Origin of the sequence: Sphingobacterium sp. B29, from assembly GCF_001952815.1 — a bacterium.
Taxonomy (GTDB): Bacteria; Bacteroidota; Bacteroidia; order Sphingobacteriales; family Sphingobacteriaceae; genus Sphingobacterium; species Sphingobacterium siyangense.
The window spans coordinates 482,523-495,538 of the sequence record NZ_CP019158.1; the positions used below are offsets into that span (position 1 = coordinate 482,523).

Consider the following 13,016-nt stretch of genomic DNA (forward strand, 5'->3'; position numbering starts at 1 on the left):
ATGCAAGTATTTTTTAATATGATGCTATTTTTTCTTGAATTAGCGAAGTAGATTTTATGAAATGGTTTAATATGCTACTTTTATTTATCTTGTTCGGGTGCAATAAGAATAAGTATGATTTTGGACAAATCGAGAATGGCTTTAATCAGGTCAATGTATTGACACAGGAAAAAATTTTTGATAATTCTCTTCATTGTGCCTTTACCGATCTCGTCCGTCATAATGGGGCATACTTTTTAGTTTTTAGAAATGGAAGCGACCATGGTGGTTCCAGGGATGGGACAGTTGTCGTATTAAAATCCGACGATCTGAAAGTTTGGGATAGGGTAAAGGAATTTAAGTACTTGTCTCACGATTTGAGAGACCCTAAATTTCTTATTGATCCTAATGGTAAGCTGGTTGTTAGTTGTGTTGGGTTCTTATATTCTGCAACGGGTTATCTTTTAGATCGAAGTTTTCTACTTTTTGATTTAGATCGAGAAAGAAAGGAACCGATCCTAAAGCAAAATGTTGGATTTTGGCCATGGAAGATTGAAAGAGACGGCGATTCCTATTATACTATTGGATATAATAGCACAACAAACATTTTAAACCTGTATGGGGTTTCCTTCGCACCATCATTTAAAGTTTTGTGTAACTTTAATCATTTAGGAACTTCTTTGACTGAGTCTGTAATCAGATTTTATGATGGTAAGGGATATATTGTTGTCAGGTCAAAGGAAAACTTATATATTGGAATAGTGGAGGATCTGACCGATTTGTGTAATATAAAATGGAAGTCCTTTCCAATTGAAGAGTTTGGTGGTCCTAATTTTTTGAAATATAAAAATACATTGTTGATCGCTGGTCGCGAAAATATTGGGCAAGGAAATAGTGCTGCCTATAATAGAACAGTATTGTTAAAATATGATCTTGCTTCAAATGAGATTATTAGAGCAGCGGTATTAGATAGCCAAGGTGATACAGGATATCCCGGGATGGTCATGGATAAGGATATCTTGGTAATGTCTTATTATAGTACGACCGGAGAGAATAAGGCGGCTATATATTTATCAAAGATTAAGATAAATTTTTAGAATGAGAGCAGTTATTGATAAAGCGAAGCAAAAGTTTAAAAGTGTAAATAGATTAAATAGTCTTCTAAATTTTAGTCAAAATAGACTCGTCGAGAGAATCTGTGAATCCCGTAGAGGGATTTCGCTTTTTGACTATGACGCTTTAACAGATTCAATACCCACTAACAAAAGGTTCTTAATACCTGAAAATAACTTATATGGCAATGGATATAAGTTGTTGAATTATAAATCCAAAATAGATTTTAGCAATGCTGGTATTGAACACGGATTTATATTTGGTTCGCTCGTTCAAGATTTTCATTTGAATTCATGGACAAATCATGTTGTTACTTTTTCTGACTATAGAAAAGATATCATACAGAAAAGGATTAAAAAGGATGTTATTTGTGTAGGTCCTTATATACATTATGCAGATTATATTTTGGGCGAAGATGAGTTAATGAAGTTAAAGAATAGCCTTGGGAAAGTTTTGCTGGTTTTTCCGCAGCATTCTATAGCTGGAGTGCATATGAGCTATTCTAGCAATCCCATTATAGACTGCATTAAATCGATTATTTCTGAATTCGATAACGTTGTAATGTGTTTTTATTGGCATGATATCCTGATGAATAAGCATGTCGAGTATGCCAAAAAGGGCTTTAAGATCGTTTCAGCAGGACATTCGAATGATATTTTTTTCTTGGATAGATTAAAGACTATTTTTTATTTATCAGATCATGTTTTGACAAATTCAGTAGGTACACATGTGGGGTATTCGATTTTTATGAATAAGCCTTTAAAGATAATAGAGCAAAAGGTTCAGATCGATATTGAAAAAAAAAATATAGAGGAAGCTACTCAACGTAGTTTAGCCGACAGAGAAAGCCTCTTGGATGTAAAGTCGCATATAATGGATTTATTTAAAGATAGTTCTTTTGATCTAATCACTGGAGAGCAGCGACAGTTTATTGGGAAACTTTTTGGATTTGAATATGCGGAAAGAAGATAACAATCCCCTTGTTTCAGTAATTGTTCCATGTTATAATGCTGAAGCCTTTGTCGAAGAGGCCGTCCGGTCTATCATGACGCAATCTTATTCAAATTTGGAGATCATCGTCTTAGATGACTGCTCAGTGGATAAAACAGGAGATATTCTGAGGCGACTTGAATTGGAAGATAGTCGTATCATTTACAGTAGAAACTCGACAAATCTGAAGTTGATAGAAACATTGAATAAAGGTATTGCGTTAGCAAAAGGAGCGTATATAGCACGGATGGATGCTGACGATGTTTCTATGCCATTACGGTTAGGCAAACAAGTTGAATATCTTGAAGCAAATCCTGATTGTGGCGTTGTTGGTACTTTTGGGGAGTATTTGCATGATAATTTAATTACGGGAAAATTCTGTAAACCAGTCTTGGATCTCCAAATAAAGGAAGAACTTTTTTTTGATTCTCCTTTTATACATCCATCGATCATGATGAGGAAAAGTTTAATGCCAATCTATGATGCTGATTTCTATCAGGTAGAAGATTACGCCTTATGGGTCAAATTAAGTAAGCTTACCAAGTTTCATAACCTCCCTGAAAAATTGATAAAATATAGAGTTTTAAATAGCAGTGAAACCAGGAAATCCCAATCAGATCATCGAGGTAGACATAACGCTTTAAAACGTGTTCATTCTTCGCTTTTTGAGATTAATGATATTGATTTGAACTCGGATGAGATCGACCAGTATACGTATTCCATGTATAAATATAATTTTTCTTCGATAGAGCCTTCTCTATTAAAGACAGTTTATGATAAAGTAGTAGAGAAAACTACACCTTCGGTAAAGATGCGTTTAGCGGAAAGGTGGTTTGCCACTTTTATATTGTCTCGGCATTCTTTGAGAAATTTTATGCTTTATCTCAGTACATCTTATACATACTTGGGGATGATTAGTATTTGTTACAAAAGAATAAAAAATGTATTTTCTTAAGGTATTTTTATTGTTTTTGGTCGTATTCAATTTTCCGATACCAATCGTGTATAATTCGGCTATACTTGCCGTTTTTATAGCTACTTTTTTCTATTTGTCGAACCCCAAGGAAATTACCGCGTTATATGACATTGTCAGAAATAAATTTGTTGTACGGCTGTTAATCATATTTTTATTAATGAATTTTATGGGCTTTGTCCCAGGGTTGGTTCATCTGACACTTGATTTTACAATAATCAAAGCTTACGTTCTTGTCTTGTTTTTATTTCTTGTTTCGGTCTACTTGTACCCGATATTGGTTAAGGGTGTAGCGGAAGAGAAGAGATTTATTTATATCTTATCCTTGTTGATCAGTGTCTTTTTCGTTCAGTCATGCGTGGAAATTGCTGCCTTTGTTAATCCTTCCATAAAAAGTATTGTTTCTTTTTTTCAAAAGGATCTTGTCTCGCAGAAAGATATGGGTGGAATTCGTGCTTTAGCTTTAACAGGTAATCCTTTTTTTGATTTAGCAGCAGGCTTTGGATTAATATTTATCGTATTTACTTTTAGTATTACAATCAATAGTAGCCGCAGGAAATTTTTTTTCATTAAAAAATTCATTTTTTTTTTATCGTTCTTTTTGTTGGAAGCTTTTTTGCTGGAAGAACGGCTTTTGTCGGCTTAGGGATAGCCCTGGTTTTGTATTTCTTTTCTTTTGGATCTCGATTTAAAAAAGGAATAAGTTTTCTTCGGCTTATATTAATTGTAGCTGTTTCGTCTTTTCTTTTATACAATATTCTATTGCCTTTAGAGACGAAAGATATGGTGGAGAATCAGCTGCTTCCATTTGCTTTTGAAGCGGTTTACAATTATATCGATACGGGAGAAACTGGTACAAAGTCAGGAGAAATACTAGACGAAATGTATTTTCCTATCTCTTGGCAAACATTTTTATTTGGTGATGGTATCTACACTGGGAAAGATGGCGCTTATTATATGCATACCGATGCCGGTATAATGAGGAATATATTGTTTTATGGTATTTTTGGGCTTTTGTTTATTGTGTTTGGACATCTGTTTTATTTCCTCAAGCCACTGGGGCGAATCTTTTCCGATATGAAAAAAGAGATTTCTTTTACGAGTGTAAATAAGCTTCTGTTTTTTCTTAGTTTGCTTTTATATACCATCGTTCTTCAATATAAGGGAGAGGTTTTACTCTTTATGCCTATTATTCAAGTTATGTTATTTTATATTTGCTTTTCTTTTGTAGAACGTTCTCGTGAAATTTAAACCGGCAGAAAAATAGTTTATGGTCAGTGTTGTTTTTGTTGTACATACATTTGATGAAAGTCAAATCGGAGGGGTTTTGAAGATTACCAGCATGCAGGCTAATGCCTTAGCCCGGCGGGGGTGGAAAGTGTGCGTGCTCAGTCTGGGGCAAATAACCAGACCAGCTTACAAATTAGATGATAATGTGGAACTGGTCTGTCTTAACCTGAAATATTATGACACCAGGCAATTGAGTGGGATTAAGAAAATATTTTTCTTTTCTAAGTCCTATAGGAGGGTATTGAATTTCGTAAAGACACAACATAATGCTATTTTTATTACCACTTCAGCGCCCATAAACATTCTTTTTAGCTTATTTAAACAACGGTTTAAAGTTTTTGGCTGTGACCATACGGCGACTACCTATAGTAAAAATGGACTTACTTTTGTTGTTAATCTATTAAAACGCAGGTTAGATTGTATGATAGCTTTGACTCCAGAAGATACATTATATTATAAAAACAGTGGTATTACTTCGAAATGTATACCCAATTTTATAGAAAGGGATATCACTGAAAAGAATCATCTCGGGAACGATGTGGCTTTTATTGGCCGGTTTTCAAAAGAGAAAAATCCATTGGGAGCACTTCGTATATTCTATTTGAGCCGCCTTTACGAGAAAGGAGTAAAAATGAAATTATATGGCTATGGGGATTTGAAGCATGATATGTTGACCCTTATTAAAGACTATGACATCCAATCATTTGTTTCGATTGTAGAAGGCGAAAAAGATCCTAATGTGATGTTAAAAGATGTAAGATGCCTGTTGTTAACTTCAGAGATTGAAGGTTTTCCGATGGTTTTGCTCGAAGCGATGAGTAAGGGAATATACTGTATTTCTTACGATGTTGGTTACGGTCCCAAAAATATCATTGAAAATGGCATTAACGGATTTTTGGTTGAGGAGGGGGAGGAGCAGAAAGCGGCCGGCAAACTGGTAGATATATTTAGCGGTTCAGGAGGTTCCAGTCCCGACAAAATCAGGAATTCAATTGATCAATTTTACACGGAAGGGGTTATAGAAAAATGGGAAATTTTATTAAAAGAGTTCTCTCGCTCGTAGGTTCAGCGTTGTTTCTAGGTATTTTTAGTGGTTGTGCATGTGAGCTGAATGTAAAAAGTTTTGGAGCATCAGAGGAATTAGCGGATAATACCGGAGCTTTTCAAAAATGTTTAAGTGTCGCTGTTGAAAAAGGATGTGTTTGTTATGTTCCTAAAGGGACTTACCTTTTCAGTCAAGATCTTTTTCTGCCAAGCAGGAGTTCGCTGATTGGTGAAGGAGAGGCTTCTAAGCTTGTATTTAATAAAGGAGGTATTCGGGGATATAAAAATGGAAGTCCTAACTTCTATTATACCAATAATTATAATAATGAAGTGGTGCCTAAGGAAAAGTATACACAGCTTAAGCAAATTGTGAATAAGGGGGGAGCGCGTATTGAGGTGGTTGATTCAGGTTTATTTAAGGTTGGTGATGATATTATCATGTTCAACAACAGGTTGGATAGTTGGACAATTCTGGAGGATAAGACGCAATCAGCGAAGTGGACTGGCGTTCAGGGTGATGATTTTGCCAAAGGAGGTAGTTTTAAAATTAAAAGTATTCAAGGAAATACATTATTCTTGGATGCAAAAGTTCCCTTTGACCTGCCGGCGAGGAGTAAAGTTGCCCTGCGATCGGGGATTTCAAATGTTGCCATTAAAAAACTAGCGATAGTCAGAAAGACGGATGGGTATGCCTTGTTATTGGAGCAACCACTTAAGGTCGCAATCAGCCAGCTTACAATTAAGGGCTATGGAGGGATTTTGTTGTCTCATTATGCAAGTAAATGTTTGATTGAGGACAATAATATTGATTCTGAGCGAGGCTATGCTATCTGTGTGGAAAATTTTTCTTCGGAAAATGCTGTCTTGAGAAATAAAGTGGTTTTCCGGAGAACCAACTCGGATAAGGGAGGGGACTGTGCCGTCATCTTATTAATGGGTGCATACAATAATGAGGTTGGTTATAATAATGTAGAGAATATTGGGGGACGGAGCAAGGATTTTGGTGGTATATTTGCTCATGCCCTTTCGTTTAATAATCAAATTATCAATAATCATATAGTTGGAGCTGCGGAAGGTATCGGAACATATTATGGCGCTTTTAATAATGTTTTTAAAAAAAATGTTGCAGGAAAAGTGAGATTTGGTATAGTGTCTTATTATTCACGGTCTAATGTGTATCGCGACAATAAGTTGGAAATTTCTTATATGGGCAAAGAATATTCATATGGGATTTTAGACTATGGTACGTTATCTAATACCTATGAAACTAACATTTTGTCTGGGAAAATGACTTTTGGTGTTCAAAACCAAGGTAGCAAAGGCGTAGAGGTAAGGTAATAAATTTAAAAATGCAGTTTTCCGCGTTGTTTTTAGGAGTAGATTAGTTTTAACTCCATAGGAATTAGTTGTAGATAATTTAAAAAGATATGATGAAATTTTCTGTCTTAATGTCGGTTTATATTAGAGAGAAACCTGAGTATCTCGAAATCGCTTTAGCCAGTATTGTAGAGCAAACTTGCCCTCCTGACGAAATTGTTTTAGTAAAAGATGGTCCTTTAACTTCTCAGTTGGAGGATACCATCAATGAATTTGCTCAAAAAAATCCTGGGCTTTTGAATCTGATAAATCTAACAGAGAATAAGGGCTTAGGTCATGCTTTGAAGGTTGGACTCGAACATTGCAGCCATGAGCTCGTTGCACGAATGGATACTGACGATATGAGCAGACCACAAAGATTTCAAAAGCAGATTGAGTTTATGATTGCTCATACTGAAGTCGACGTTTTGGGTACCAATATAGAAGAATTTCACAATATACCTGGTGATTTGAATAGATTTAAGATTTCTCCTGAACATCATGACGAAATCGTAAATGCGATATATCTTCGCAATCCCTTTAATCACCCATCGATTATGATGAGAAAAACCGCTGTTTTAAAGGCTGGCAGCTATAGGGAGGATTTATTGCTATTTGAAGATTATGCACTTTTTCTTACCTTATGGAAAAAAGGTGCAAGGTTTTATAATATCCAGGATACCTTACTCGACTTTAGGGTTGGAGACGGAGTTGAAACTATTAAACGTAGAAGTGGTTTGCATTATTTAAAAAAAGAAAATGCATTTTTAGCTTACGCCCGTTCCATAAATGCTTTTAATGCTTTACAAGTCTTCAAATACAAGTTGTTTAAATTTCCAATTCGACTGTTGTCTCCCAAAATGGTACTGTATATATATAACACTTTTTTTAGAAAGTAAAGATCGTTTAGAAATTGAGGAATATCTTTTGACTTTTTCATTAAAACATTAAATTTTCATTATGAAATGTGTGTGTGTCATCATATTGTTTCTCAAATGCAATAGGACTTATAACGGAAGTGTTATACATATAAATTGAATCGAAATTAGTAATTTTACCGCGAATTTAGGAGGAGTGATTATGCAATCAGAATTAAGTTTTACAGCGATAGATTTCGAGACAGCTACTGCGAATCAGAACTCCGCCTGCGCAATCGGCTTGGTCGTCGTAGAGCAGGGAATTATTGTTGAAGAATTCTATTCATTGATACAACCTCCCAACAACCAGTATATGTGGCAGACCACCCGTGTGCATGGTATTCGGCCTAAGGATACTGCGCAGGCTCCCACATTCAGGGAGTTGTTTCCGCGGATTTACCCTCTTATTAATAATCGAATTATGGTGGCCCATAATGAATTATTTGATCGTGGTGTGCTACGTAAGACAATGGGGTACTATAATTTGCCTTACGATCATTTGGGGCTAATGGAAAAATGGGAATGCACCTTCAAAATTTATCAAGGAAAAGGATTTAAACCAGCTCGCTTAAATGCCTGCTGCGAAGTACTTGGTATTGAACTTAACCACCATGAAGCGCTTTCCGACGCACGTGCTTGTGCGCAATTATATTTACGGCACGCCGACATTCCCTCTTTGGCATGATTTTTACGTTAAATCTATTTTAAATTCGGTATATCAAGTACGCTAAGTTGGATATTTTTATATCTTTGATTAGCTGTACAGCCGTTTTATTAATAAATTTTACATCCATATTTTTGATGATGATAACAATCCCAGCCAAGGAAATGCGTATAGGTATTACCTTCAGTGCATTCGACCTACTACATGCAGGGCATATTAAAATGCTCGAAGATGCCAAAAGGCAGTGCGATTATTTGATTTGTGGACTTCAGACTGATCCGACATTGGATCGCCCCGAGAAGAATAAGCCAGCGCAGACTGTTGTAGAACGCTATATTCAGCTCAAAGGTTGCAAGTATGTGGACCAAATCGTTCCATATGCCACAGAGCAGGATCTCGAAGATATTCTCCGCTCATTTAACATTGATGTACGTATCGTTGGAGATGAATACCGTGAGAAGAATTTCACAGGAAGGGCATATTGTGAGGAAAAAGGTATTGAGCTCTATTTCAATAGTCGGGATCACCGCTTTTCAAGTTCGGGATTACGCCGAATTGTGGCAGAGGCTAATTCAGAATCCGTAACTGCACCATAAGCTTCTTTTGAGGCGCACATCAGTTGTCTTTTAATGCACTATAATGTCTTAAGAGAAAATGCGCTGATGAATAAAAGATCTACAATGAAACCGAGCTGCTAGCTCTCTTTAACCATTAAAAGATAATTAAATGAAAATTGGAATTACCTTCGGTGTCTTTGATTTATTGCATGCCGGACATATTATGATGCTTGAAGAAGCGAAAAGACATTGTGATTACTTAATTGTCGGTCTCAATACAGATCCTTCAGAGGTATCTCCCGAAAAGGCTAAACCTACGCAGACCATCGTGGAGCGATATATTCAATTAGAGGGTTGTCGCTATGTGGATGAGATTATACCCTACGAAACGGAACAGGATCTGATTGATATGATCAAGGCTTTACCTATCGATATGCGAATTATTGGAGAAGAGTACCGCGATCAGGATTTCACTGGAAGACATTATTGTATCGAAGAAAATGTCGAAATCTATTATAATAAACGTACGCACCGCTTTTCCAGTGAAGGGCTCCGTAAAGTTGTTGCTTCGAAGCAAGTTTAAAATAAGATAAAATTTTTACTAGAAGGCAAAGGCCTTTTTTGTCAGCTGTATTCTTAATTTGGGGATACAGCTGATTTAAATATTTATTTTACATCCCCACACAAATTATTAGCATCTTATTTTGTCGATATTATACCCTATTTACTTATTTTAAAAATAATGTATAGCACTGTTTTTCATTGCGATATACAATTGTCCCTTATTTGTCCCCTATAAATTTTAGTTCTGAAAGTTCCATTAAATTAAATTTGATATATAGTTAATGCAATCCTAAGATTGTATATCACCTAGTCCTATTATCTATTTTATTATGGTACTTATTTTAGCAGTTTCAGTTATCGTTTTATTTATTATTTATTTTATTTTACAATCAAGGCAACGGGAAAAGCTATTTAACGAAGCTGTTTCGATGCAGGTCAACTACCTGTTTCAGGATAGGCCGGGGCAATACAGTGGCGACTATCGGACAAAAAGTGGTGTCTTCGTTTTTCGCACGAAATCCAGAGACAACGAGCTTAAAAATATGGTGATCAAATTGGTCAAACCAGATCATCCGGCTTTGGTCGTCAATCTGGAACAGATTGTGGTGGTGCCTTTTGAAAGCAAAAAAGGCGATTCAGACGTATCAGTTCGATTTAAATTGCAGCGAAGGAAAGGTGAAATAACAGCATTGGAAGGAAAAGGGATACGCATTGCCGGTGTTTTGAATTATGCCAATCGGAAGCCGAAGACATTTAGCACAGTATTGAAGATAGGAGAGCCCTATCAATCGAATGAAAACTCCAATCAAACGAAATAATTAGCATTAAATCTTGTTTATGAGAAAGGGTTTGTGATGGAGCAAACCCTTATTTTTTTGTCTCAGAATTTCAGCAAATGCTGATGTTCGATAGCCCATGACAAGAGCGCGTTGTTTTCTTCCTGGAGATCAAGCTTCCTGCAGATGCGGTGCCTGGTGTTTTTGATGGTGTAGGGACTGAGGAATAAGGTTTCGGCAATATATTTAGTCGTATGTCGGAGGGCTATCAGCTTAAGGATATTTAACTCTGCCGGAGTCAACATTTTTAGTTTTTCCACCGTTTGGTTTTTATCCCTTTGTTGCTGCAGACGCTGGATAACCATATGCGTACCTGCATAGAGCCGGTTTTCTCCAAGGGGTTTGATAATGTAATTTTCAGGATTTAGTGCTGCTGCGCGGTCAATGCTGCTTTTCGATTGATACGAAGTAATAAAAATAAGGCTAAAAAGCTTGGTTGCGGCATATTTTTCCATTAACTCAATTCCATCTAATCGATCATTGAGCTGGATATCACAGAGTACCAGATCTGGTGAGTTTTGCTCCATGTATTGATCTGCCTCGTCAATGGTGAGCGCAATATGCAATTCCAATCCTGTATAAAGGGAATGAAGCTGATATTCAATAAATCGGGCAATAATCATTTCATCTTCTACAATTAAAACTTTTAGGCTCATATCATGTTGTTAAATTCAAATATATACTGAAATCCACGCTCATGCTGGATTGCTACGATCCCTTTGATCTGCCTAGTCAGATCTTTAACTAGGCCAATTCCAAAAGACGTTGATAAAATGGCTTCGGCTGCCCCCACGCCATTATCTTCAAAACGCATGGTTGTCGCAAATTTTTCCTTAATGATACTAAGACTGATGACTGGGGAGCCCGTGCTTCCTTTTGGAAAAGCATATTTATAACTATTTGTCAATAGCTCTGTGATGATCAATGCTAAAGGGATCGACGTGTTTGTGGATATCAACCAGTCTTGTTCAATATTGACGTTGACGGAGACCTTTTTTTCCGGGTCATGCATCTGTCTGAGATAATTGACTGTTTCAATAACCAGCGTTTTTAACTTGAGCTGACTGTTGTGATTATATACCAGGAGCTGGTTGACCAGCATCATGGCATGGATCCGGTCTTGCATCGATTGGATGGCCTGATTATATTGAACGCCATGGTTTTCTCCTGTTTTGTGTAGGCTACCTAGGCTGTACAAAAGCTGCAGGTTGTTTTTGACCCGATGGTTAACTTCATCAATCAAGGTTTCGATATAGCGATTTTTTTGAAGTAGCTGAATCTGCTGTTCATAAAGTGCATTATTTGCTTTTTTGAGTTCGTTTGTCCTTTCCTGCACAATTGACTCGGTCGATTGATGATAGTCCAATTCATTTTTACGCAATTTTAGGCGTATCCCTATCAATAGCAACATGGTAATGCACAGGGCAAAAAACTGCGTCAACATAGATACATATTGTATGGCCTGCTCTTGTAAAGTGAGGGCACAATAGACCATTGCCGTAATGCCAGTGACAAAAAATACACTTCCATACGCTAAGAAGCGCTGCATCAGGTCGATCTTTTTCCAGAGCGAAATAAAAAGGTTGGAAAAATAGAGCATATGAATAATGCCGAGCGTAATATTTACCCAGTTACTTTGTTTATAATTGACAAAATAGAAATTATTGACAAATGTAAATAGTGCCGTTAGACCGATGGCGGCAATAATATAACAAGCTACTTTATAATAACGGGTGTGTAGCTTCCTTAGTTGAAGAAAATCTATGGTCAGCAGATAGAAACTAATGGCGGCAAATCTACTAAAAAGCGACACCATGCTCCAACCCAGTTGGGGACTATCATAAAAGATAAAATCGACAAAGAAGTTTTGGAGTGCAACGCTATACATACCAATAGATAGCAAGAACAGAAAGATCCAGATATAGGGTCGGTAGCGTGACACCATCCATGCCAATGCCATATACAGCAATAGTACGATAATGGCACCTTCCATAAAAGCGTGGACAATCCGGCTACGCTGTTTCTTTTTAACATAATCCAGTTCTGTCTGCAAATGAAAATTATACAGCGGTGTGTAGCCTTTGCTATGTTTGACGCGGAGTAATATGGTATAAGGTTTTTCAGCTTGCAGGTTTAAAACAAAATGATCACGGCCATCTCGCGGATACAGTTCCTTGCGTTTACGGAACAAGCCTGATTTCTTTTTATATACAATTTCACCTTTTGCATCGATTACGGTGAGATTGACATACGTTAAATTGTCGAAGGATAAGACATAATTGCCTGTTGATAAGCTGTCTGATAGATTTATTTCCTTTTTGAGCCAGAAAATCCCTTTTTCTTGATCAACATCTTTTTTAATTTGGCTGAGGGGAACAAATAGGTCAGGGCGATGATAGTAATATATCGGATTGGTATACTCAGTGTATTCCTTTGTAATTCGTATAGGCGAATTTTTGGCGATGCAAGTCTTTATTGCAACCTGATTATTGGCCATCATAGCGTCTCCTCCGAAGCGGATGGTTGCTATGCAGAGCAACATTAAGATGGTGACAATAATATTTGGCTTCATAAGGCAAACAAAAATGCATTATTTTCATTAAATCTAATAAGCTTTTATTTTCCTAATTGTAAATAAGACCCTAGGGTCTCTGTTTCCGTCTACAATTACTTATTACTTTTGTTATACGCATTTAGAGGAATATCTACGAACGCAAGGATATTGACATTCAG

At 36.6% G+C, this 13,016-nt stretch carries 14 protein-coding genes; 12 read left to right on the forward strand and 2 right to left on the reverse strand.

Features of this window, described 5'->3' with window-relative positions:
- The first annotated feature begins 71 nt into the window (after positions 1-71).
- The 12 genes from BV902_RS02110 to BV902_RS02165 all read left to right on the forward strand — a co-directional run bounded on the left by BV902_RS02110 (position 72) and on the right by BV902_RS02165 (position 10,265).
- Complete coding sequence (locus tag BV902_RS02110) at positions 72-1,076, forward strand: hypothetical protein (RefSeq protein WP_157625844.1); 1,005 nt, start codon at positions 72-74, stop codon at positions 1,074-1,076.
- A gap of 1 nt (position 1,077) precedes the next feature.
- Entirely contained in the window at positions 1,078-2,064 is a 987-nt protein-coding gene (locus BV902_RS02115; RefSeq protein WP_075990567.1) for a hypothetical protein, read from the forward strand.
- Positions 2,048-3,037 carry a glycosyltransferase family 2 protein gene (locus BV902_RS02120; RefSeq protein ID WP_075990568.1) on the forward strand — a complete coding sequence of 330 codons (990 nt, stop codon included), beginning with the start codon at positions 2,048-2,050 and terminating at the stop codon, positions 3,035-3,037. The genes BV902_RS02115 and BV902_RS02120 overlap by 17 nt, the downstream gene beginning before the upstream one ends.
- Positions 3,038-3,413: 376 nt before the next feature.
- The gene (locus BV902_RS27200; RefSeq protein WP_157625846.1) at positions 3,414-3,701 is read left to right on the forward strand and encodes a hypothetical protein; all 288 of its coding nucleotides are present in this window, start codon (positions 3,414-3,416) and stop codon (positions 3,699-3,701) included.
- Positions 3,702-3,838: 137 nt separating this feature from the next.
- Positions 3,839-4,306 carry a hypothetical protein gene (locus BV902_RS02130; RefSeq protein ID WP_172840628.1) on the forward strand — a complete coding sequence of 156 codons (468 nt, stop codon included), beginning with the start codon at positions 3,839-3,841 and terminating at the stop codon, positions 4,304-4,306.
- A 19-nt stretch (positions 4,307-4,325) separates the two neighbouring features.
- Positions 4,326-5,408: a glycosyltransferase gene (locus BV902_RS02135; protein ID WP_075990571.1), complete on the forward strand. Its 1,083-nt coding sequence runs from the start codon at positions 4,326-4,328 to the stop codon at positions 5,406-5,408.
- The gene (locus BV902_RS02140; RefSeq protein WP_075990572.1) at positions 5,372-6,727 is read left to right on the forward strand and encodes a glycosyl hydrolase family 28-related protein; all 1,356 of its coding nucleotides are present in this window, start codon (positions 5,372-5,374) and stop codon (positions 6,725-6,727) included. The genes BV902_RS02135 and BV902_RS02140 overlap by 37 nt, the downstream gene beginning before the upstream one ends.
- 89 nt (positions 6,728-6,816) lie before the next feature.
- Positions 6,817-7,644 (forward strand): glycosyltransferase, encoded by an 828-nt coding sequence (locus tag BV902_RS02145; protein WP_075990573.1) that lies wholly within the window; start codon positions 6,817-6,819, stop codon positions 7,642-7,644.
- A gap of 181 nt (positions 7,645-7,825) precedes the next feature.
- Positions 7,826-8,347, forward strand: coding sequence for a 3'-5' exonuclease (locus BV902_RS02150; RefSeq protein ID WP_075990574.1), 522 nt, complete (start codon positions 7,826-7,828; stop codon positions 8,345-8,347).
- A gap of 116 nt (positions 8,348-8,463) precedes the next feature.
- Positions 8,464-8,922: an adenylyltransferase/cytidyltransferase family protein gene (locus BV902_RS02155; protein ID WP_237241915.1), complete on the forward strand. Its 459-nt coding sequence runs from the start codon at positions 8,464-8,466 to the stop codon at positions 8,920-8,922.
- Between the two features lie 130 nt (positions 8,923-9,052).
- Positions 9,053-9,466 carry an adenylyltransferase/cytidyltransferase family protein gene (locus BV902_RS02160; protein WP_075990575.1) on the forward strand — a complete coding sequence of 138 codons (414 nt, stop codon included), beginning with the start codon at positions 9,053-9,055 and terminating at the stop codon, positions 9,464-9,466.
- A gap of 310 nt (positions 9,467-9,776) precedes the next feature.
- The gene (locus BV902_RS02165; RefSeq protein ID WP_075990576.1) at positions 9,777-10,265 is read left to right on the forward strand and encodes a hypothetical protein; all 489 of its coding nucleotides are present in this window, start codon (positions 9,777-9,779) and stop codon (positions 10,263-10,265) included.
- 62 nt (positions 10,266-10,327) lie between these two features.
- On the opposite strand, the gene BV902_RS02170 is transcribed toward BV902_RS02165, so the two are convergent.
- Positions 10,328-10,939 (reverse strand): response regulator transcription factor, encoded by a 612-nt coding sequence (locus tag BV902_RS02170; RefSeq protein ID WP_075990577.1) that lies wholly within the window; start codon positions 10,937-10,939, stop codon positions 10,328-10,330.
- Positions 10,936-12,855 carry a 7TM diverse intracellular signaling domain-containing protein gene (locus BV902_RS02175; RefSeq protein ID WP_075990578.1) on the reverse strand — a complete coding sequence of 640 codons (1,920 nt, stop codon included), beginning with the start codon at positions 12,853-12,855 and terminating at the stop codon, positions 10,936-10,938. Before BV902_RS02175 ends, BV902_RS02170 begins: the two co-directional genes overlap by 4 nt.
- Positions 12,856-13,016 lie beyond the last annotated feature (161 nt).

Excerpts from the sequence above, each read along its gene's own strand:
- BV902_RS02160 (WP_075990575.1), top strand. The coding sequence starts at position 9,053 with ATGAAAATTGGAATTACCTTCGGTGTCTTTGATTTATTGCATGCCGGA.
- BV902_RS02165 (WP_075990576.1), top strand. The coding sequence starts at position 9,777 with ATGGTACTTATTTTAGCAGTTTCAGTTATCGTTTTATTTATTATTTAT.
- BV902_RS02170 (WP_075990577.1), bottom strand. The coding sequence starts at position 10,939 with ATGAGCCTAAAAGTTTTAATTGTAGAAGATGAAATGATTATTGCCCGA.
- BV902_RS02175 (WP_075990578.1), bottom strand. The coding sequence starts at position 12,855 with ATGAAGCCAAATATTATTGTCACCATCTTAATGTTGCTCTGCATAGCA.
- BV902_RS02135 (WP_075990571.1), top strand. The coding sequence starts at position 4,326 with ATGGTCAGTGTTGTTTTTGTTGTACATACATTTGATGAAAGTCAAATC.
- BV902_RS02130 (WP_172840628.1), top strand. The coding sequence starts at position 3,839 with ATGGTGGAGAATCAGCTGCTTCCATTTGCTTTTGAAGCGGTTTACAAT.
- BV902_RS02115 (WP_075990567.1), top strand. The coding sequence starts at position 1,078 with ATGAGAGCAGTTATTGATAAAGCGAAGCAAAAGTTTAAAAGTGTAAAT.
- BV902_RS02155 (WP_237241915.1), top strand. The coding sequence starts at position 8,464 with ATGATGATAACAATCCCAGCCAAGGAAATGCGTATAGGTATTACCTTC.
- BV902_RS02145 (WP_075990573.1), top strand. The coding sequence starts at position 6,817 with ATGATGAAATTTTCTGTCTTAATGTCGGTTTATATTAGAGAGAAACCT.
- BV902_RS02120 (WP_075990568.1), top strand. The coding sequence starts at position 2,048 with ATGCGGAAAGAAGATAACAATCCCCTTGTTTCAGTAATTGTTCCATGT.
- BV902_RS02110 (WP_157625844.1), top strand. The coding sequence starts at position 72 with ATGCTACTTTTATTTATCTTGTTCGGGTGCAATAAGAATAAGTATGAT.
- BV902_RS02140 (WP_075990572.1), top strand. The coding sequence starts at position 5,372 with ATGGGAAATTTTATTAAAAGAGTTCTCTCGCTCGTAGGTTCAGCGTTG.
- BV902_RS02150 (WP_075990574.1), top strand. The coding sequence starts at position 7,826 with ATGCAATCAGAATTAAGTTTTACAGCGATAGATTTCGAGACAGCTACT.